This is a genomic window from Bacillus cereus group sp. N8 (assembly GCF_016483685.1).
Lineage (GTDB): Bacteria > Bacillota > Bacilli > Bacillales > Bacillaceae_G > Bacillus_A > Bacillus_A proteolyticus.
In genome coordinates this window covers 150,510-171,918 of record NZ_JAEHBK010000010.1, presented here as the reverse complement: position 1 = coordinate 171,918, position 21,409 = coordinate 150,510, and the positions used below count along the sequence as shown (strand labels likewise).

Sequence of the window (21,409 nt, the reverse complement as noted above, 5' to 3'; positions counted from 1 at the left end):
CGGTTCCAAAAACGACTCAACCACCGAGCTCCGATAGAATATCGAATCTCGATGGCTGCTTAGTCTTTTTAATATTGCCTACTTGACAGGGATAAGACCATTGTTTTATCGGTCTTTTACTTTCAAGTATCATATTTTAACTAATGCTTTTAGTTAAAATATATTTGAGTAACCCTATTAATACTATTTCACTTGATAATAACCCCTGCAAAAAACTGAGTTTTTCGGTTTAATTGCAATAAAAAATGAATTGTAGATATCTGAGGCAGAGATAAATGTGTTTATCCAACATATAAATAACATGATTGATTTCATATTTCCTGATACATAAAACGACATAACAGCAGGAAATATTGATAATACAATAATAGGCAAGCTCATAAAGACCCAAAATCTCGCTTTGGATAGTATTACATTTGTATTTAACCAAAAAAATATTCCACTACATGTTAAGCTAATATCACCTTTTTTATTTATGACCAAAATGTGTAGACATTCGTGAATAATAAAGACAAAAATACCAATTATGATAAGATAAAATATATTAATATGAGTGAAACCTATTTCAAAGAAATAGGGTATTAGAAAAATGATTATCTGAAGTAGATATACAAACTTCATATAATGTTTTCGATACCAATTATTCTGTATAAAAGGAGTCCATTCTGAAAAATCCATACTTATTTGTGGCAAGTGACGAAACCAAATTATGATATGTGTTCCCCTCCCTTATTTAAACTATTTCATAACTTAAACATTTAATCCACTAGCACTCAACCGTAAGTTTTATATGTACCCCCTCACTAGACTTACCAACACTTTTTGTTGACTAAGACCAAACTCTTATCCCACTTTTCCCGTGCATTCTTCTACTTGAGCTTAAAGTAATTCATTTGTAGGGTGATTTGAGTAAGAAATTTGCGTTTTCATAGATACATGCATTCGATAAAATCTTCCAAATCCCTTTTCGTAAATGATTTTTTAAAATGGTTATCACATGTACAGCTTGATGCTCCTGCTTTGGTGAAAAGCAATTCCATCAAGAAGTCATCCGAATTGCACCTTTCATATGTTAACAGATATAAAGTGAATGTAAAAAAACTTAGAGTTTTAGCTCTAAGTTTTTTAATGATTTCGTGTTAATTCCTTTTACAGGGCAATATTTTTTATCCATTCGGATTTACTCAATTGATAATGATTATATAGTTGATTTTCTATCGTCTGTTGTCTCATATAAGTAAACCCGCATTTTTCAATTACTTTATTTGATGGTACGTTGTTAATTAATGCAATTGCGTTAAGGGCATCAACATTTGTATTTTCAAACAAATAGCCGATCAAGCCTTTTGTCGCTTGAGTTGCGTAACCTTTATGTTGATACTCACTTGAAATAGCATACATAATTTCTCTATTTGGTGAAGGGAGTTCTTCTTTAATACCCGTACAACACCAACCAATAAACTCATTTGTACTTGTAATAAATACCCCTAACTTTAAAGAATACTCTTCAACGTTTGATGTAAGTTTCACGGCATCAAAAAATGCTTTATTTTCTGGTACCTCATAATTTGTAACCCAATTAACTCGTTGTTCTTTTGTTGATTTCCAGTCTGGTAAAAACTTTTCTATTTCCGGTTGATTTGATATTTTATAAATGCTCTCCGCATCTTTCATAGTAAACTCTTGCAAGTATATATCTCCACAGTCTATTCTAAATAAATTAGTCGAACTATCTTCTCCCATGTTAATCCCCCTTAATTACATTAAAGCGCCTTAATCTGCTTCGTAAGTTCTATAAATCGTTCATCAAGTTCTTTATATTCTTTATCGTTAGAAGTTAAAAAGCTTAATTTACCTAATACTTCTTGTCTCTCTGTTTCTAACGTTAAACGTAGCTCTTCAATATCATCTCTTGTTTTAGTAGGTTCTTCTAGCTGCTTTTGTATCGTATTATTTGAAAACACAAGTTTCGTATTAGTTGTTTTCTCTATAAAATATCGATCGTGAGAAACGATAACTAGTGTTCCATTATACTCCGCTAATGTATTTTCCAGCTGTTCACGTGAAGGGAGGTCAAGGTGATTCGTCGGTTCATCTAGAATAAGTACATCTTTTTCATCTAAAATATAAGCCATTAACTTACATTTCACTCGTTCTCCCATGCTCATATGTTCAATCGGCTCTTTCCATTGAGAAGCTTGGAATCCTAAATGTTTCATTAAATTTTGGACTTTTCCTCTTTCTTCAAATGTCTCTTTAAAAAATAAATCTTCTGGTGTTTTATCCAGTGGTAAATCAAATACTTCTTGTGTTAAATAACCGATGTTTGCAGATGGTGAAATCCATACTTCTCCTTGTACAGTTTCCGTTCCCATAATCATCTTCAGTAATGTTGTTTTCCCGCTACCGTTTGGTCCAACAATTGCAACCTTCTCACCGTGCTGAATTGTAAAATTAACGTTTTCAAATAATATTTGTCTATTAAATTCTTTCCTCAATTGTTTCACTTCTAAGAAGCGTTTTCCTACTTTTTTATTCGCTTGAATAGAAAACTCGACTGAATACTCTTCTTTCACACGTTCTACTTTCGTTTTCTCCAGCTCTTTTTCGAGACGTTTTCGTTTTGACTTCACTTGCGCATCCATTCGCTTCGCTTTTACACGATAAAACTCTTTAACTCCTTCTTGTTTTGTAGACTGTGCGTGTGCCTTTTGTGACCATGAACTTAATTCTTTTATATGTGTTTCAACTTGTTCTATCTTTTTTTGCTGCTTTTCATATTCACGTTGCTGCGTCAATCTTCTTTGCTCACGCGCTTTCATATAACTCGTATAATTACCGCTATGCTCAATTAATTTTTTATCCTCAATTGACCATATTTTTGTTGCGACAACATCTAAAAAATATCGATCATGTGATACAACGATAACTGTACCTTTCATATTTTTTATTTGTTTAATGAGAAATTCCGTACTCATCTCATCTAAATGATTTGTCGGTTCGTCTAATATTAAGACATTAGGATTTCCCGCAAATCCTTTCGCTAACCGAACTTTCAGCTTTTCACCACCACTTAAAGTATGAAAATCGTTCGTTGGCACGCCCCATTTTGCAAGAAGCTCTGCTTCTTTTGCAATCACATCATTACTAATAAAAGATTCTATTTCTTGTTCAACATATGCGGTTGTCATATTTATTTGCTGCCATTCAACAGTACCTTTTGATGGTTCAATCTTCCCATTTATTAATTGAAGCAACGTTGATTTACCAGCACCATTTTTACCAATTAATCCGATAACATCTCCTTGTTTTACTACTACATTCATTTTTTCTAACAAAGTATTTTCCTTTATTTCAACATACACATCATTTAATTTTAAAAGCTCTTTCATATTACCGATCCCTTTCATTAAGGGAGAACAAAAAAATCCTCCCAAAGTAATTTTGGCAGGATTAGTCATTACATTATTTATACCCAAATAAGCTATTACGCAAATCAAATAGCAATACCGTTGAATGGAATTGGGCAGACTAATCCTATTTTTTATAAATTGAAATTTATTGAATTTCAACGTTTAAAAATAAGATTAGTTAATCATCGTCCACCCATCATTCCTTTCCGTCGTTAGTAACCATATTGTACCATAGTGGTATTGTATGCGTAAATATCATTGTTTGTACGTAAAAAAGTTTATTTTCCCTCATTGCACTTCATATCAATAAAATACAAACTACATTTTCATGTTCTTCTTACTTTAGATTTCCCTATCTATAAACTTCTATATACTCCTCCTTATATAATTTTTATATAAATTTATGATCAATTATATATTATACATATTGAATTTCAGTTCTTATAATAAAGGTATCATTTTAAAGGGGGACACTATAATGGAATTTAGCAGACTAGGAAACAGTGGATTAACAGTTAGCAAGATTGCATATGGGAACTGGATAAACCATGGTGGAAAAGTAGATGAGGATACTGCAAATGATTGTGTGAAAGCAGCACTAGATGTCGGAATTACAACGTTCGATACTGCTGATGTTTATTCAGACACTATAGCCGAAGAAGTACTTGGCCGATCTTTGAACGGTATACGCCGAGAAAGTATAGAACTCTGTACAAAAGTTTGCCATCCGACTGGACCCGGAAAAAATGATCGAGGCTTATCACGAAAGCATATTTTAGAAAATTGTAATGCATCTTTACGTCGATTGCAGACAGACTACATCGATGCCTATTATGCACATAGATATGATACAACCACTCCCCTTGAGGAAACGATGTTAGCTTTTGCTGATCTTGTACGACAAGGTAAAGTCCTTTATTTAGGCGTAAGCGAGTGGACATCAGAACAAATCACCCGCGGTGCAGCACTCGCACGAGAATTGAACATTCCACTTATCGCTAGCCAACCTCAATATTCGATGTTGTGGCGAGTTATTGAAACTGATGTAATACCAACATGTCAACGTGAGGGACTTGGTCAAATCGTATGGTCCCCCCTTGCACAAGGTATTCTCACAGGAAAATATCAACCTGGTAAACCATTGCCGAATCAATCACGTGCTAACTCTGATGCTGGTAAACCATTTTTCCAAAAACTCGTGCAACGTTGGATGAGTGATGATGTACTCACTGCAATTCAGAAACTTAATCCCATCGCGCAAGAAACTAATCTTACCTTATCTCAACTCGCAATTGCTTGGGTGCTACAAAATCCAGCTGTTTCCTCTGCAATTATTGGCGCATCAAATCCGGAGCAAATAAGAGAAAACGTAATTGCCTCTAGTGTTAAATTGCAACCTGAAATTATGGATCAAATTGATGGTGTACTAAAAGGTTTCATTGAGTACGATCCGAGCAAAACAGGTTAAAACATCAGTGAATTCTCCCTATAAAGAGGCTTTCCTTTCCAAATCCACACTGCCCATCCTATAAAGATGGGTTTTTATCTTTTACATTCACATTGTGAGATCGTATAAACCTCTCTAACAACTGTTAAAAAGTTCTCTAACACAACAGATTTTTCATCTAGTCTCCATCCAGCATATAAATTTATTTTCGGGGTATTTTCTTGAATTTCTTTATATATAACTCCCGGTTTTTTATAACTTTCCACTGATGATGGAACGACAGAAATCCCCATTCCTGCTGCAACTAAATTCACAATCGTTTGCATCTGAATTGCTTCTTGAACAATATTTAAACTTACTCCATGTTCCCAAAAGTAACTAATAATTAAATCATAAAAGTTTGTACCAAAATGACGTGGAAATAAAATAAATGGTTCATCTACTAATGATTTGATTGAAATGTTAGGTAACGAAACGAAAGGGTGCTCTTCATACAAAACTAATTTTAAACATTCTTCAGAACAAACTTCGGAAGCTAATATTTCATTATTCTGCTTGGAACGAATAAATCCAATATGAATTTGTTTTTCATATAGCGCTTTTATTTGCTGGTCTGTTGTCATCTCGCGTAATATAAGCTGTATTCTAGGAAAACGTTCTCGAAATTTTTTTAATATCTCTATTACAGTTTCTGTAGAATCGACAAAACCGATTATTAAATGGCCTATCTTCCCTTCATCCGCAAGCTGTGTTTCTTTAATGGTTCTATCTACTTGAAGTAATGTTTGCCGCGCACCTTCTAAAAATATTTTTCCAGCATCCGTAAGTTCAACCATTCTTTTTGTTCGATGAAAAAGTTGAACTCCTAACTCTTCTTCTAATTTACGAATTTCTTGACTTAAAGGAGGTTGTGCCATCATAAGACGCTCTGCTGCACGACTAAAGTTTAATTCTTCTGCCACTGTTATGAAATATCTCATTTTCCGAATATCCATTACAATCCCCCTACCATAAACGAATAATAAACAATTCGCTTTTACTTCTCTTAGGTAAATAATTCTTTATTCCCAAGTGGTACAAAACAAGGCTAAAAAACTTATCTTCAAAGTTCTTTAGCCTTTAGCCTTGATCACTTGTTACACATTAAAAAATATTATTCGTACAACGGTACCTTTACCAACCTCTGAATGGATCTCTACATTATGTCCCAATTGTTTCGTAATTTCATATACAAGATATAGACCCATTCCCGTTGATTCTTTAAAATCTCTACCATTTTCTCCGGTAAAGAAAGGTTTAAATACTCTTGGTAAATCTTGCTTCGGTATCCCTACGCCACTATCGATAATTTCAAGTACAACTGTATTACCTTCCTTATATGCTTTCACTTTAATCTTTTCTCTACTACCTGATGAATATTTAATCGCATTCGATATAACTTGTCCAATTAAAAATTGCAACCATTTCGCATCACTTTCTACCGTAATACCTTTATCAATTTCAAGCTCTGGATATACAAAATTTCGGATAAAGAAGCGTTTATGTTCATGTACAGAATCATTCACTATTTTATGTAGTTGTACTCTTTCTACATAAAAATCTTGTGTGAATGCTTCTAAACGTGCGACATATAATGCCATCTCTAATCCCTTTTTCAATCGATCTGTTTCCTCGTTAATACTTTCAAAACGCGAATCCACTTCATCCTGTGTAATTAATTCTATTACAGAAAGAGGTGTTTTCATTTGATGAATCCACTGATTCATAAAGGTTAAATGATCATTATTTTTTCTCTCTTGTAATTGCAGCTGATTTTGATAATGACGATATTGTGCATCAAGCAAATCTTGGAGAGCGGTAGATAAAACTGCAAAATCAGATTTTTGAACGGATTCATCCAAAGATTGCAATGGATTTGCTAAGCGCTCATAAAAAGAACGATGTGTAAAATAACGAAATACTAAGTAGCTTACCATAAAAAAAGCACCTAAAAACATTGCATATAATGCTGTAGTAATATGATTATGTCCATCAAACCAATAAACTAAGAATATGGCTAGTAGTTGGATCGCAGTAAAACAAATAAGTGGTATATGATCACGTATAAACAACCTTATCATTTTTCCATACCATTATCCCAAGTAATATGTAATCTATACCCAACACTACGAATTGTTTCAATTGCTCCTTCAATTTGTAACGTTTTTAACTTTTTACGCACACGTGTTGTATTTACACTTAATGTATTATCATCAACATAAGATTCACTATCCCATAATTTATTTAATAATACTTCCCTACTCACAACACGCGGATAGTTTTTCATTAACATTTCTAATAAAATGGCTTCATTTCTCGTTATATCAATCTCTTGGTTCCGCAACTTCAAAACAAGTCTTTCAGGATATAAACAAAGACCTTGTTGCTCAACCATTCGTTCTTCTATTTTCGGTGCATAGTCTCCATAAGCACGTCTTAAATGACTACGAATTTTCGCCATTACAACTTCATAATGAAAAGGCTTCGGAATAAAATCATCGCCACCATTTTCTAACGCCATAACTTGATCCATCGTACCTTCACGGGCCGAGATAAATAAAATTGGACATGTGGAAACTCCGCGAATTTGACGACACCAATAGTAGCCGTCAAAGCTTGGTAAATTAATATCTAATAAAACTAACTCTGGCTGTTCTTCTAAAAATATGTCTAACACATTTTGAAAATCCGATATAACTATTCCTTGGTAACCGTATTTCGCAACATAAGTTGATAATAGCTCCGCAATTTTCATATCATCTTCAACAATCATAATTTTGACCATTCTTAAACTCCTTTTAATTCACAATCTCAAATATACTTATACAAAATAAATACTACCTCTTTTTATTTAATCCGTAAATTATAAAAGGATACTAAAAAAAACAGCATCCTTCTTCTATTATTCTTATTTAATATTAAATTTACTCCAATTAAAACCCAGCTTCTCCACATATTCCATTCCTAGTTCCATCCGCGTCGTTTTTAGTGGATCCACAACTTGACAAATTTTCAAATTACCCGCTGCTGATAATAAAAGAGTTGCATCTGCTTTAGACATTTCTAATTCTTCATGTAAAAATGTCACCATATTACGTACAGCACGATTCGCTGCATCGTCTAACAATTTCTCTGAAGCAATCGTCATTATTTTTTCTTTTTGGATAGCCATTGGTAATGGCCATTTTTTTTCTTTTATAATTTGAACAGTTACAGTTACCTCTCCAGCAACTTCCACCTCACTAACACCAATTTCACCATCACCCATTGCAGCGTGTAAATCTCCTAATGCCAAAAGAGCGCCAGGAACATTTACAGGTAATAATAATGTAGTGCCTTCTTTTATCTCTTTACAATCCATATTTCCGCCGTGGTCATGCGGTGTTCCACAGGAAATACTCTCCTCTTTCGGGGCCGTACCAATTACACCAATCATGGGGTTAATTGCAATATGTATTTCATTGGAAAATATAACATGTTCATTATGTATTGGGACAATTTTCACTGTATTTTCATTTAGCTCATCCCCCATTACACCGAGGTTCGCACCTGTAGTTAAAACACCCTGCTCTGCAATTTTAATCTTTTCAATCGTTACGGCTAATATATCACCAGATTCTGCACCTTTAATATATACAGGTCCAGTCGCTGGATTAATTCGGTTCCAATCTAATTCTTGAAACACAACATCTTCAGAATCAATTTGATTTTCAAAGCAATCATATGTTTCAAATACAAGACGGCTCCCAATTTCCACTTCCATACAGGGCTTATTTTCTGGTGACATTGCGTAAATGATATGTTCTTTATGAATACGATGCATAGTACCTCTCCTTTTTCGTTTTTATCTTCTATATAATAATTAGCTTTTATCTGTATAAGCTCCTTTTTAAAATTAGTAGTTATTTTAAAGAAAAATGCACTTAGCTCATTTTGAAACATACACTCTTTACTATAACAGGTAAAGAAAGGTGGTATTACAATGCCCCTTATTCCATACAACGAAAGCGACGTTGATTTACTCGCTCGATTAATTCGTGCTGAAGCTGAGGGCGAAGGACGACAAGGTGAACAACTTGTTGGATGTGTTGTCGTAAATCGTGTGTTTTGTGATTGTTTAGATTTTAAAGAGCTTCGATCTGTGCGTGATGCAGTATATCAAAGCCCTGGCGGATTCGAAGCGGTTCAATACGGATACTTTTATCAACGTGCCCGTGAATCAGAAAAAGAAATCGCAAGAAAAGTTTTACAAGGTGAATGGCGCTGGCCAGCACGATGGGCTCTTTGGTATTTTCGTCCAGTTGGAGCTTGTCCATCCGAGTGGTATAATCAGCCGTTTGCAGGACAATTTAAAAGTCATTGCTTTTACGAACCAAGTGGTGATGAATGTCCAAAAATGTATTCAAGATAGTAAAAATTAAGCAACGCAAGTACTTATTCTATTGAGTACTTGCGTTGCTTTTAACTATCTTTTAGAAATCTAATAATGTGACGAATTTTCTGGCGCCTACTACATGTATTAATAACGGTATACGTGGACCACTTGATTGATTCATAATGAGCCTATATATAACGGTAAATAATTGTTTTTGATTTTCTTTCATTATTTTTTTATTTTCATGATGACAAATCGTATACAATTGCTCCATTAGTTTAGAATGATCGTTATTAGAACGAAGTATTTTACAAACTTCTACTAGCCATTTTTTCTGCCTTTCATCTAATGTGTTATAAAACTCCGTATTTTTCTCTTTATTTACCGCAATTATTTTTTTAGATTGAAAGTTTCTTATCCAATACTCTGCACGATTACTTATCGCTATCATTTCAGGTAATCCATAGCACCTATCTATTTTCTCTAATATATCTTGTAAAATAGACGAATCAAAATTTAATAACGGTAAAGTTCCTGCTACTTGATTAAACTTTGGATACTCTTTAAATCGGCTATCAAGTCTAGAAAGTTTAATTGCATCAAATAAATCTTCATTTTTGATTGTTTTATTTTCATAACTGTCCTTCAATCTCTCATACTCTGTATAATTGCGAATCACATCTTCATCAAGTCCAATATGAAAAGCTGCATCAGGCTTATATTTTGCAAACATAAACAGAATTACTTCTGGTACATACACTTTTAATAAGTCGCTAGGTGTAATACTATTCCCTGAAGAACTGGACATTTTTTCATGATGCCCTTTAATTCCAATGAAATCATAAGCAACGTATTGAGGGGCTTCACAACTGAATATTTTCCTTGCAATTTCTTTTGATACATTATAACTACCTGTTTCCGATGAATGATCTCTCCCACCCGGTTCGAAAATTACATCCTCTATCATCCATCTCATCGGCCAATCGATTTTCCAATTCAGTTTCATTTGATTTGTATTTAATACGGATAATTTATTTTGATTTCCACATTCACAGTCATATCGAACTGTTTTTAGTACTTCATCAAAATGTGTAATAGTTGTTGCATCTTTCCCGCAGCTCTCACAATATAACATAACGGGATAAAAGTTTTCTCTATCCTCTTCTCGGTGTATTCCTGTTTTAAAACCCATTAAAATATCATATATTTCTTTTCTTTTATACAAAGACTCTATTATGTTTTCGTTATACCTTCCGCTTCTATATTCAGCATGTTGATAAATAAATTCTACTTCAATTCCAAATGCTTGAAGCGATTCCTCAAACTCTTTTTCAAAATGCTCTGCGTACGAATTATGACACCCATACGGATCAGGAATATCACAGTATGGCATACCAATATATTTTGCAAAAGAAGGATCAATATTTTTGGGAACTTTTCTAAACCTGTCATAATCATCCCATGAAAATATAAAACGAGTCTTTTTCCCTAAATCTTGAAGCGACCTTACAACAAAATAAGTCGTTACTATTTCACGAAAGTTACCAATATGAACCGAACCAGATGGACTAATTCCAGATGCGCAAACAAAAGTTTCTTTGTTGGGATGTTTTCTAATTAATTTATGTGCCACTTCATACGCCCAATGCATATACTCACCTCAATTGTATTTTTGTTTTCACATTTTCAGTTTTATACAATAAAAAAACTCCCACCCCCAAGATTATTAATCTTGAGGACGAGAGTTATTAGCTTCGCGGTACCACCTCAGTTTGTTAATACGTCACCATATTAACCTTTTCAGGTACGGCAAAATATGCTTATACCCTATCTCTATAACGGGAGAACCCGTCGCACCATCCCTAAACAAATTAGTTCCTTGCGCAGCTCCAAGTCTTTTTTCGTTAAGATGTTTAACCGCTCTTTCTCAGCTACCAGAGCTCTCTGTATGTATTCATTCTTAACTACTCTTCTCTTCAATGCCATTTTGAATATTAGTTTTTACATATGATAATTTATAACGAATACATTGTCAAATTTTTCTGAACGAAAACAAATAGCATATAACTATCTAAAAAAATGTTTTATCGCTTCCAGTTGAATTTTATGACTACATTCATTACAACAATATTTCCCCTCCGGATTTCTCTTGAATTCCCTATATTTTCCGCTTCCTTCGTATACGCGAAATACATTTTTACATGAAAAACAGACAATTTCATAAAACATCATATGCATTTCCCTCCCCATGGCTATACGCTATTTTCGAATTACGTGATAAGGCCCTCTTTTCTTACACTGGAAATCTTAATTTCATTTCAGTGAAAGGTTTACCTCTCGTCTTATCGAACTTTATATATAGCTTTAATGAATAGAGGTGAAACATATTGCTCAGAAATATAGAATTAGTCGTTGATGCTAAGGCGAATTTAGGGGAAGGTCCTTGCTGGGATGAGAAGAAACAATTATTATACTGGGTTGATATTATCGAGAAAAAATTATGTCTTTATAATCCTGTTAAAAAAACAAACCGAGCAATCACTCTCGACCAACAAATCGGTTGTGTTGTTCCATATACGAACGATGAAGTTTTAGTAGCAATGGAACAAGGCTTTTATTCTCTTAATCTTGACACAAAAATACTTACACATATTTATGACCCTGAACCAGATTTATTAGAAAATCGCTTTAACGATGGAAAATGCGATCCAGCTGGCCGCTTTTGGGCGGGCACTACAGACTTATACGGTATTAATGCTGCTGGTTCCTTGTATTGTTTAAACAATAATTTCAACGTAGATAAAAAAGTTGCACATGTAAATACGTCAAATGGTATAGCTTGGTCCCCTGATCATACATTTCTTTATTTCATTGATACACCTACAAAAAAAGTAGTCCGTTTTCATTATGATATACATACTGGTGTAATTAGCAATCCAACAGATGTTATCATCTTCCCTGAAAATGAAGGTATACCCGATGGCATGACAATTGATGTAGAAGGTTGTTTATGGATTGCACATTGGGGAGGCTCGAAGATTACTAGATGGAATCCCTTTACTGGAAAACAGATTTTAAGTATTCCGATTCCTGCTTTATATGTTACGTCGTGTACTTTTGGAGGACCTAATTTGACCGATTTATATATCACAACAGCCCGAACAAGAATGACGGATGCGGAATTAAAACAGTACCCACATGCTGGTGGTATATTTCGAATTCAAATGAATGTCAAAGGTTCTCCAACCTATTCATTTCGCCATGAAACTATTGGAGCTGAAACACTATGAACAGAATCGATTACATAAGACAAGAAGAGAAAAAATATCACGATCTTTGCTATGATCAATATAAATTATTCGAAGCTGGATCTTGGCTTTATAAACCCGTTAAAACAGTTTTGGACATGCTGAACTATTTTGAAGGACAGAAAGAGCTACAAATACTTGACCTTGGCTCTGGTGTCGGTAGAAACAGTATTCCGATTGCACAAAAAATCACGAATAGTGGCGGCACTGTTACTTGTGTTGATCTACTCGATTCGGCTTTAACGAAGTTACAAGTTTATAGCAAAGAATATGGTGTATTTGAATACATAAAAACGGAACAAGCAGCAATTGAAGACTACTATATTGCTCCTAATACTTATGACTACATCGTTGCAGTATCAAGTTTAGAACATGTCAGATCAATAGACGATTTTAAAAAAGTACTTCACTCTATGGAAAATGGGACAAAGAGTGGTGGTATCAATTGTTTAATAGTTAACTCTAACATTCAAGAAATTGACTTGGAAACGAATCAAGAATTAGATGCTTTAATTGAAATTGACCTTTCTACGGAAGAAATGATACGTACACTAAAAGGCGTTTATACCGAATGGCAAAAAGTAAAAGTTGAAATAAAAAGTTTAGCGTATGATATTCTACGAAACGGTACACACATTCAATTAAATACGAATGCGATTACTTTTGTCATGCAAAAATTGTAGTTTATATGAGTGGTGACAATTTTCTTTTTAAGTCACCACTCGTATATTTATGTAAACATCATTCCATTGTAATTACAATTTTCCCTCTAGTATGCTGACTTTCACTCAAAATATGAGCTTCTCTAATTCCTTTTTCATTAAACGGAACAACCTTACTAATGATTGGTTTAATTTTTTCAGCTTGAATCAAACCTGATAATTCGTATAATTGCTTTCCGCTTGGTTTTAACCATAAAAATCCTGATTTTATTCCTTGTACTTCATGTACCGGTTCATGAACGATAGAAACTAGAACACCACTAGGCTTAATAATTTGAAAACTTTTCTCTTGTACTTCTCCGCCGATTGTATCTAACACAATATCATAATCCGATAGTAGCTCTTCAAATTTATCTTTTTTATAATCAATGATGAGGTCAGCACCTAAAGACTTTAAAAACTCTTCATTTTTACTACTTGCAGTTGTAGCGACAAAGGCCCCAAATGATTTCGCGATTTGAATTGCAAAACTACCTACTCCACCAGCTCCAGCATGAATTAATACTCGATCATTTTCTTTTATTAGTGCGTAATCAACAAGACTTTGCCAAGCTGTTAGTCCTGCAAGAGGTATAGACGCAGCTTCTTCAAAACTAATATTATTTGGCATGTAAGCTACTAAATCTGATTTTACTGTAATGTATTCAGCATAGGAGCCTTTCCCTATATTTTCTGGTTTCGTAAACACTTTATCTCCTATTTTGAAATGGTCCACATCTTCTCCAACTTCTTCAATTACTCCAGCAACATCTAAACCTAATATTATTGGAAATGAAAATAGCAGCTTCTCTTGTAATTCTCCCTTTCTTATTTTCCAATCAACAGGATTAACAGATGTTGCGTGTATGCGTATTAATACTTCATTACACTTAATAACCGGATTTGGAACTTGTCTTTCTTGTAATTTTTCAACACTACCATATTGATCAATAATAATTGCTTTCATTTCCTCTCCTCCTTTCTGTTAATTTTAATAACTAACAATTATTTTTCAAAATTTTTCGTCTCAAATGATAATAAGTATGTTTGGAGGTGATATTTATCTCTACTAATTAAGTATTATGAGTGCAAAAAGCATGTACCTAACTTTAATACAATTTAGTTTCCGGATAAGAAACAACAAAAGTTATATTTTCTTTAATTTTTAATGAAACGGAGAGTGTACTATGAATGAACAAGTTTTCAAAGTAAACGGTATTGATTTATGTACAGAAAGCTTTGGCAACCCTAATAACCCAGCAATATTATTAATTATGGGAGCTACGTGTTCAATGGTTTATTGGGATGAAGAATTTTGTGAAAGGTTAGCTAGCACAGGGAGATTTGTCATTCGCTATGATAACCGTGATGTTGGGCGCTCTATTACATATGAGCCTGGGACTTCCAATTACACTGTAGCAGACATGGCTGAAGATGCAATCGGGGTGCTCGATGCGTATCATATTGACAAGGCACACCTTCTGGGCATGTCATTAGGAGGTATGATTGCTCAAATTGCTGCAATAAAACACCCAGGAAGAATATTAACCTTAACATTACTAGCAACAAGCGTTATTGGATCTGATAACAATACTCGTGATTTGCCTCCAATGGATGAAAGAATTTTGACACATCATGCTAATGGTGTGAATTTAGATTGGACAAATAAAGATGTTATAGCGAAATATTTAGTTACAGGATCACGTCTACTCTGTGGATCAAAGCGTATATTTAATGAAGCAAGAACTTTGAAACAAGTAAAACAAGAAATAGAACGTGCTAACAATCTATTAAGTATGTTTAATCACGCCCTCCTAACAGGTGATGATTCTTATGAGGGTATACTTAAATCAATTCTGGTACCAACTTTAGTAATTCATGGTACGGACGATAGAGCTCTTCCACTTGAACATGGACTCGCACTTATTGAAGAAATTCCGAACTCAAAGCTATTAACCCTTGAAGGTACAGGACATGAGAATCACCCCGATGACTGGGATAAAATTATTGAAGCAGTTTCAGAACATATATCCTATATAAGATAAGGATAACTTTTAGAAGGGGCACAAATTGTTTTGTCCCCTTCTATTTATCCCGCTATTTGTGGGCAGTAAAACTCCCACCTCAAAATTCGGCTGAAACAAAGAAGTTAGGTGGAAGCCCTGCTGCCCATAAACACCCAATTCGTGAGGGCTAATAATCAGTGGGGATGAACCCCCCCACTGATTATAGTTTCACTTTATAGATATTACGATACAATAACAAAAGCCCATCACTGCATTCCTATGTATAGTGATGGGCTCTACCTATTTTTTCTATGTTTAAAAAAATGGACAATCTAACTGATCAACAGATTCCCACGATTTTTTTTTTACATTTTCGGTGGATTTACTAGTTTCTAATGGTACGTTTTTAAATGGATTCATTTCAACTTTTAATAGAGATGAAGGTTCTACATATAAAGAAAAAACATGGCTACTTGGCAAGGTTTTTGATACATCAATATCTCCTACTTGTTTAAATAATTGCTGGGCTGCAAAGAAAAAGAAATTAGTTGGATTAGATTGTTTATTAAGCCAAGCAATCATTTCAGGCGATACTGATTTATTAATATTAATTTTCACTCGATCACCACGTTTATATCGCCTAGATCGCATACTTCCACCAACTAACTTATCGTTAAGTTTGTAAACCCTAACTCTTTTTGCTTATGCTCTCTGTATTTTGGCGAGCATGTGTATACTAATAACCCACGAGCATTTGTAAATAACGGGTTATCTACAAAAATCACATTTTTCAAGCGTCCTTTTTGTTTTAAAATCATTTTCAAGCTATTTTTAATAATAACTGCGCCCCCACCATAAATAAATACATATGGATCGTCTTTCATATCATCAATTTTGTTAATAATATCTGTTGCGACACGTGCAGCTAAACCTAAAAACGCTGGTTGCGATTCCTCAACTAACAATGCATTTCTCGGGTGTTTTTCATTTAAATAAATTTGGTTAAATTCTGTAATGCTATCAATTGTTTTCGTAGGATATTTCCGATTCCATCTTGTAATAATTTGTAGTAACGTTTCTTTTACACCGTACGATAACCCTTTACTTAATTGCGGACGGAAATTTACCCCTAACGAAACAACTTCTTCGGTTGTCCCCGCGCCAATATCAAAAGATAATAATGTTTTATCAACAAAATCAATTTCTGAAACTTGATTTTGTTCACATTCTATTTTATGTTTCACAACATTTCCTTCTTCATCATATACAATGCCCCACGTCCCAGAAGCGCCTTCAGGTAGGCATTTACAAAACTCAATAGAAACATTAATCGTAACATCCCGTCCGTTCGGATAATGGAAAACAACCTTATGATTTCCCATATAACGTTTTGCATTTTCAGCAGCGATTTCCTGTGTAATAAGCTGCATAGGAAGAGCGACCGATAAATCATAACGAATATTAATATGACTTGAAGTTGGACTTTGACGCATAGCACTTATCGCTAAACCAGAAAGGATTGTAATAACCATTAATTCATCAGTAGACTTATTTGATTTCTTCTCCACCTCAGTACCTTTTAATTGATCTTGAATCACTTTTTCTCCAACGATGTATCGTACATTATTTAACATTAGCGATGGAGAACTAATGGTCACATCAATGTGATTCTCTAATTCTGATAATGATACATCTCCCTCATCTAACAGTCCTGTAGGCTCTCCTATATATAAAGAATAAATACTCGGGATAAAAATAGGGTCCTGCCCTTTCACCATTAACTTCAAACCATTATTTCCTGCATCTGCACCAGCTTTTAAAAGTATAGACATAACTACCCCCTAAATTAATCTGACATCCCTTCCAAATATATGCGAGCCTATTCTTTTACATTCAAATGTAATGTAATTTTTTATTTATCTTTAAAACAAAATACTATATACCTTCACCTTTTGTGTAAAAAGTATTGGACACGAAACCTTTCCAATTTTATACTATGGATGTAAAGAGTTTTTTACAAAAGTGGAGGTGCAAATATATATTGAATACTAAAAAAACTATTTTTGTAATCATAATTTTTTCTTTAATCGCTATACTTGTACATGGCACATACAAATACATAACTGAAGGTTCAATTTTGGGCGGGACGATTTTCGCTGGTTCTTTAATACTTGGTAATTTAATTAATCATATTACATGGGGAGATCCAAACGGAGTATCGGAAGAAAGTCAAGATGAGATGGGACAACAAATTACATATAAAAGCTTTAAAATTTCTTATTTTGTACTTATGTGTATGATGTTTCTTATATTAATATTTTCAGAAGGATTTTTATCCCTATTACTCGATGAAATAAAGAACCTTCCTCTATTTATAGCACTTTGCTCTTCATTCTTTATTTATCCTATCGTTGAACTTATTGTCGCAAAACAATATAAATAAAAAAAGTGGTTTTCTGTAAATAGAAAACCACTTTTTTAATACATATCTTCCACTATTGCTTTTAACTTATTTACAGTCCGCCAATTCCTTACTGTAGCTGGTGTATGTAATTTTTGAAACTGGTTCATTAATTTAGAATTCCGGATACTTTTTTTGAAAAACAAATACACTACTTTTCCTTCAATATGGCAATCTTCTATTTCACTTTTAATCGTAAACAACTGATTACTGTCTTCTTCAGAAAGTACATTGGCTAAAAAGGCAACATGTATGCTTTCTCCTTCTAACAATAAACCGGCTTCATAAGGACACGTTTTTATAATATTTATAAATTCATCTTTTGTTCTTAACATGACTGGAACATCGAAATCAAAAACATTCTTAATTTCACATTCAATTCGTTCCTTTAAAAAACTCATCCCTTTTTCTGACTCAAACACTACATTTCCACTTTGAATATATGTTTTCACTTTTTTTAACCCTATTGATTCAAAGACTTTTCTCAAATCCGCCATTTTGACTACATTATGTCCACCTACATTAATTCCCCGTAGTAGTGCAATATAAATTGTCATAACAATACACCTCACATTTTAACAGTCCTAAAAATCAGATATATTTACATCTTCATATTCCTCAGATATTTGCATAGATTTTTCTAACAAATCATGTAATAAAAAAACTTACTACATGGTTTTCTTCAAGAGTAAGCTTTGTTATCTCATTATTTGGTTATAGGTAAATGTAATATGACTTGTTGTCCGATTGATCCCATTCTTCTAAACCCTTTATCTTGAAATCCAACTTTCTCATATAACTTTTGTGCCGGAATATTTTTTTCATTTACAGCAAGAATCACTTCATTTTTTATTGGGTAATAACATTTTACAAATTCTTGTAATAAAGCCAATGATTTTTTAGCATATCCCTTCCTTTGTTTATTGTGATTAATAGAAAAAGAAGTTAAAAGTATGGCATCTTTATTTTCTGTAAACTCCTGTACTCTGTCACCCGTTTGTAATGCAAAAACACCGACAGGTACTCCGCTAAAGTCCAAAATAACAACTACATTTTTAGTTCGATCATTTTTCGCTTTCTCCAGTAATTCACCTGGATTCGCTGTGAATCGCACTTGTTCACTTGGTAAACTAAATGATTCTATTCTCTCTTTATACTGCTCCTTATACGGAACTAATTGTATTTCCCCTGTATGTATGTTCATGCTTAACTCTCCCATTTTTAACTTATTAACTTAAACCTTGCTGCGCTTTAGACTGCACTTTTCCATCCAAAAATGTTATTTCAGCAAATGATTTTGGATTGCTTCCTTTCCAAGCAAAAATTTGTTTAATTTGTGTAGAATGTTCTACCCCTTCTTCTATGAGTAAATCCCCTTCAAAACCGATTAATTCTTTCACCTCTAAATAAGTCATTCCTTCATTAATATTTGAGAAATGATTTATATTAATGGACTCTTGCTTTTTATTTTCCGTTATTGTAGAAGACGTAGCCGTTTTCTTCTTCACTTCTTTCTTCTGATCACACGCTGTCATACTGAAACATATGCATAAACTACCTAATATGAGTGCGCTTTTTTTCATCATAACGGTTGTCCCTCCCCTCATTATTAAACCATATATTCCCTTAAAAATAAACTGAATATTTAATCTTACAGGAAAATCCCGTACAATTTAGTACGGGATTTTCACTATTTTTTCAAATGGTTATTTGACTGATCTTCTTGTTCTTTTCGTAGTTCTTGTTCTTCATCTTTTGGTAATTGTTTATCATTATCTTTAATTGGATTCGTTTCTCTATTTTCAATCATATCATTTGGAACTTGTGGCATTACTCGGCCAACAATTGCTGCTAATTCATCAAGTATACCTTCACCAGTTTTACCATTTTTAATTTGCTTTCCTATTTGTTTTAATCTTTCATACGTATCAACATCTGCTACAACGACTGCATTAGCACCATTGGGATCATTCTTCAAACTTTCTGCAACAGAATACTTAATTGACTCCACGCGAGTTCGATCAAGTTTCGCTTTTACATCAATACCTACAACAGCATATTTCCCAACTACTACTGCTGTCGCATCGTTTACACCAGGTATACTTGCAGCTAAAGATGCTAAATGATCAGCAGCTTTTTCGTTTGGCTTATTTGATTTATTCGTATACGTAACATTTTTCATCGAGACATTTTTTTGTTCTGGCTTTTCATTAGGATTGTCTTTTTTCCCAATACTACATCCAGTAAAAACGAAACAAAGCATTAACATATATATAATGATTTTCATTATTTTCACCACTTTATCATTGATGTTTAATCATAAATTTTTTCAACAGCTTGCATCTTCTTCACTTTTTCTTCTGCTCCATTATTTGCGTTAATGAAAATTTGGTACGTATCTTTCCCTAAAGTACCAATAAATTCATAACAAAGTACTTCATTATGCAAGTCATTTACTACTACAGCTTTACGTTCTTCCATAACTTTTACATCGGGGTTAATTTTCTTTCTCGCCTCAGCAGCAGTTAGTTTCGCACTCGGAATTGTTCGTTTTTGATGCGATGCTAAATATTCCTTTGCGGAAAAACCAACAATCGATCCATCATCTAAAGCAATTTTCATTTGGATTGCTTCTGGATAAATACGCATTCCATTTTCATTTACAACGTACGTAAACACACCGATATTATCATATTGAGAGCTATCAAACAGCTCCATATTTGTAAACTTATGATCCTTTAAAAATGCCAATCCTTTACTTCCTGCATCATTTAAACTAATTTTTTGCTCTTTAATTTCTCGGTTATTCATTACCCAAATTGGATATCCACCTTTTCCGGTAATATCCATATAATACTCATTGTTCGTTGCTGGATCTTGAATTTTCACACTGTAGAATGATTCTTTCGCACCTTTTCCACTTTTCTCGACTTCTACTTTTTCATTCCCTTTTAAGTTTAAAAATGATTTCGCGATTTTTTCCGCTTCCTCTTTTGAAATAGCCTTTCCTTCTGCTTCAAATCCACCTTTTTTATTCTTTTGTGCACTTGTAAAAGTCGGTCCGAAGTTTGTAGAAGAGTATGACGTTACATTCTTCTCAACTGTTTTTAATCCATCAATAATTGTGTTATCTGCTGGATCTCGATTTGAAGCAAGTGCCATCTCTACGTCCATCCAGCGTAAATTGTTTTTCAACACCAGATGCTGCACTTTTCTCAGTTCATCTTGTATATTTCCTGCATTTGAATATAAACCTTGTAACGTTTTATATTCTTGATCATTTAACGGTTCTTTTTCTAAATCACGAACCGCTGCACGATAACTAAAATCACCGATATTCGCTAAAAATTCTTCCGTTTTATTAAACGGCATTAATGTTAATGGTAGTTGCCCTACATCTGAACGGGCTTCGGATGTTAAACGCCAAACATCTGCTAATGCTGGTGATAAAGATGAACGTGAATTCATCGCAAGCGTTGTTCCGATTTTATCGTGTAATAGGTCAACCTCATACGCTAAATCATGAAACGCGCGCTGATAACTATTTTCCGCTCTAATTAATACCGCATTCTTCTCTTGATGCTCTTTATAGCCCCAATATCCTGTTCCAACTACACCTACTGTTAATAGTACAATGATAATACCTCGTAACATGTTTC

Annotated in this window: 23 protein-coding genes and 1 other annotated feature; of the genes, 6 read left to right on the top strand and 17 right to left on the bottom strand. The window is 33.7% G+C overall.

Translation table 11 applies throughout. From position 1 onward, the window contains the following. Positions 1-183: 183 nt before the first annotated feature. The 3 genes from JDS80_RS16860 to abc-f all read right to left on the bottom strand — a co-directional run bounded on the left by JDS80_RS16860 (position 184) and on the right by abc-f (position 3,392). Positions 184-678 (bottom strand): DUF3267 domain-containing protein, encoded by a 495-nt coding sequence (locus JDS80_RS16860; RefSeq protein ID WP_071746277.1) that lies wholly within the window; start codon positions 676-678, stop codon positions 184-186. A gap of 471 nt (positions 679-1,149) precedes the next feature. After that, positions 1,150-1,743: a GNAT family N-acetyltransferase gene (locus JDS80_RS16855; protein WP_071746108.1), complete on the bottom strand. Its 594-nt coding sequence runs from the start codon at positions 1,741-1,743 to the stop codon at positions 1,150-1,152. A 20-nt stretch (positions 1,744-1,763) separates the two neighbouring features. Next, positions 1,764-3,392, bottom strand: a complete 1,629-nt coding sequence (gene abc-f / locus JDS80_RS16850; protein WP_199639325.1) for a ribosomal protection-like ABC-F family protein — start codon at positions 3,390-3,392, stop codon at positions 1,764-1,766. A gap of 499 nt (positions 3,393-3,891) precedes the next feature. On the opposite strand from abc-f, the gene JDS80_RS16845 reads away from it, so the two are divergent. Next, positions 3,892-4,881, top strand: coding sequence for an aldo/keto reductase family protein (locus tag JDS80_RS16845; protein ID WP_199639323.1), 990 nt, complete (start codon positions 3,892-3,894; stop codon positions 4,879-4,881). 74 nt (positions 4,882-4,955) lie between these two features. Here JDS80_RS16845 and JDS80_RS16840 read toward each other — a convergent pair whose 3' ends face one another. The 4 genes from JDS80_RS16840 to JDS80_RS16825 form a co-directional block, all read right to left on the bottom strand. Then, the gene (locus tag JDS80_RS16840; protein ID WP_071746110.1) at positions 4,956-5,855 is read right to left on the bottom strand and encodes a LysR substrate-binding domain-containing protein; all 900 of its coding nucleotides are present in this window, start codon (positions 5,853-5,855) and stop codon (positions 4,956-4,958) included. Between the two features lie 141 nt (positions 5,856-5,996). Continuing rightward, positions 5,997-6,980, bottom strand: a complete 984-nt coding sequence (locus JDS80_RS16835) for a sensor histidine kinase (protein WP_071746111.1) — start codon at positions 6,978-6,980, stop codon at positions 5,997-5,999. Further along, positions 6,977-7,684, bottom strand: coding sequence for a response regulator transcription factor (locus tag JDS80_RS16830; RefSeq protein WP_071746112.1), 708 nt, complete (start codon positions 7,682-7,684; stop codon positions 6,977-6,979). Before JDS80_RS16830 ends, JDS80_RS16835 begins: the two co-directional genes overlap by 4 nt. A 123-nt stretch (positions 7,685-7,807) precedes the next feature. Next, the gene (locus tag JDS80_RS16825; RefSeq protein WP_199639321.1) at positions 7,808-8,722 is read right to left on the bottom strand and encodes an acetamidase/formamidase family protein; all 915 of its coding nucleotides are present in this window, start codon (positions 8,720-8,722) and stop codon (positions 7,808-7,810) included. Positions 8,723-8,881: 159 nt separating this feature from the next. Between JDS80_RS16825 and JDS80_RS16820 the strand changes: the two genes are divergently transcribed. Further along, on the top strand, positions 8,882-9,310 hold the full coding sequence (locus JDS80_RS16820) for a cell wall hydrolase (protein WP_071746114.1): 429 nt from the start codon (positions 8,882-8,884) through the stop codon (positions 9,308-9,310). A gap of 61 nt (positions 9,311-9,371) precedes the next feature. Here the strand turns inward: JDS80_RS16820 and lysS are convergent, their stop codons facing one another. Beyond that, positions 9,372-10,925, bottom strand: a complete 1,554-nt coding sequence (lysS, locus tag JDS80_RS16815; protein ID WP_199639319.1) for a lysine--tRNA ligase — start codon at positions 10,923-10,925, stop codon at positions 9,372-9,374. Between the two features lie 80 nt (positions 10,926-11,005). After that, positions 11,006-11,263: a binding site (T-box leader), on the bottom strand. 78 nt (positions 11,264-11,341) lie between these two features. Continuing rightward, positions 11,342-11,512 (bottom strand): DUF2197 domain-containing protein, encoded by a 171-nt coding sequence (locus JDS80_RS16810; RefSeq protein ID WP_071746116.1) that lies wholly within the window; start codon positions 11,510-11,512, stop codon positions 11,342-11,344. A 149-nt stretch (positions 11,513-11,661) separates the two neighbouring features. Here JDS80_RS16810 and JDS80_RS16805 point away from each other — a divergent pair, with 149 nt between their 5' ends. Then, complete coding sequence (locus tag JDS80_RS16805; protein ID WP_199639317.1) at positions 11,662-12,564, top strand: SMP-30/gluconolactonase/LRE family protein; 903 nt, start codon at positions 11,662-11,664, stop codon at positions 12,562-12,564. Beyond that, entirely contained in the window at positions 12,561-13,265 is a 705-nt protein-coding gene (locus JDS80_RS16800; protein ID WP_199639316.1) for a class I SAM-dependent methyltransferase, read from the top strand. The genes JDS80_RS16805 and JDS80_RS16800 overlap by 4 nt, the downstream gene beginning before the upstream one ends. A gap of 58 nt (positions 13,266-13,323) precedes the next feature. Here the strand turns inward: JDS80_RS16800 and JDS80_RS16795 are convergent, their stop codons facing one another. After that, complete coding sequence (locus JDS80_RS16795; protein WP_071746119.1) at positions 13,324-14,250, bottom strand: NADP-dependent oxidoreductase; 927 nt, start codon at positions 14,248-14,250, stop codon at positions 13,324-13,326. Positions 14,251-14,470: 220 nt separating this feature from the next. Here JDS80_RS16795 and mle point away from each other — a divergent pair, with 220 nt between their 5' ends. Continuing rightward, positions 14,471-15,328 carry a BCA family alpha/beta fold macrolide esterase gene (gene mle / locus JDS80_RS16790; protein WP_071746120.1) on the top strand — a complete coding sequence of 286 codons (858 nt, stop codon included), beginning with the start codon at positions 14,471-14,473 and terminating at the stop codon, positions 15,326-15,328. Positions 15,329-15,604: 276 nt separating this feature from the next. On the opposite strand, the gene JDS80_RS16785 is transcribed toward mle, so the two are convergent. After that, positions 15,605-15,940 carry a hypothetical protein gene (locus JDS80_RS16785; RefSeq protein WP_071746121.1) on the bottom strand — a complete coding sequence of 112 codons (336 nt, stop codon included), beginning with the start codon at positions 15,938-15,940 and terminating at the stop codon, positions 15,605-15,607. A gap of 11 nt (positions 15,941-15,951) precedes the next feature. Next, positions 15,952-17,121, bottom strand: coding sequence for a ParM/StbA family protein (locus JDS80_RS16780; RefSeq protein ID WP_071746122.1), 1,170 nt, complete (start codon positions 17,119-17,121; stop codon positions 15,952-15,954). A 209-nt stretch (positions 17,122-17,330) separates the two neighbouring features. On the opposite strand from JDS80_RS16780, the gene JDS80_RS16775 reads away from it, so the two are divergent. After that, positions 17,331-17,732 (top strand): hypothetical protein, encoded by a 402-nt coding sequence (locus JDS80_RS16775; protein ID WP_199639314.1) that lies wholly within the window; start codon positions 17,331-17,333, stop codon positions 17,730-17,732. Positions 17,733-17,767: 35 nt separating this feature from the next. Here JDS80_RS16775 and JDS80_RS16770 read toward each other — a convergent pair whose 3' ends face one another. From JDS80_RS16770 to ypeB, 5 genes are all read right to left on the bottom strand, one after another. Continuing rightward, positions 17,768-18,307, bottom strand: a complete 540-nt coding sequence (locus JDS80_RS16770; protein ID WP_071746124.1) for a DUF1697 domain-containing protein — start codon at positions 18,305-18,307, stop codon at positions 17,768-17,770. 149 nt (positions 18,308-18,456) lie between these two features. Further along, the gene (locus tag JDS80_RS16765; protein ID WP_071746125.1) at positions 18,457-18,954 is read right to left on the bottom strand and encodes a GNAT family N-acetyltransferase; all 498 of its coding nucleotides are present in this window, start codon (positions 18,952-18,954) and stop codon (positions 18,457-18,459) included. A gap of 25 nt (positions 18,955-18,979) precedes the next feature. Continuing rightward, complete coding sequence (locus JDS80_RS16760) at positions 18,980-19,357, bottom strand: hypothetical protein (protein WP_199639312.1); 378 nt, start codon at positions 19,355-19,357, stop codon at positions 18,980-18,982. Positions 19,358-19,440: 83 nt separating this feature from the next. Beyond that, positions 19,441-20,037 (bottom strand): YhcN/YlaJ family sporulation lipoprotein, encoded by a 597-nt coding sequence (locus tag JDS80_RS16755; RefSeq protein WP_199639311.1) that lies wholly within the window; start codon positions 20,035-20,037, stop codon positions 19,441-19,443. Positions 20,038-20,063: 26 nt separating this feature from the next. Beyond that, the gene (gene ypeB / locus JDS80_RS16750) at positions 20,064-21,404 is read right to left on the bottom strand and encodes a germination protein YpeB (RefSeq protein ID WP_071746128.1); all 1,341 of its coding nucleotides are present in this window, start codon (positions 21,402-21,404) and stop codon (positions 20,064-20,066) included. Positions 21,405-21,409 lie beyond the last annotated feature (5 nt).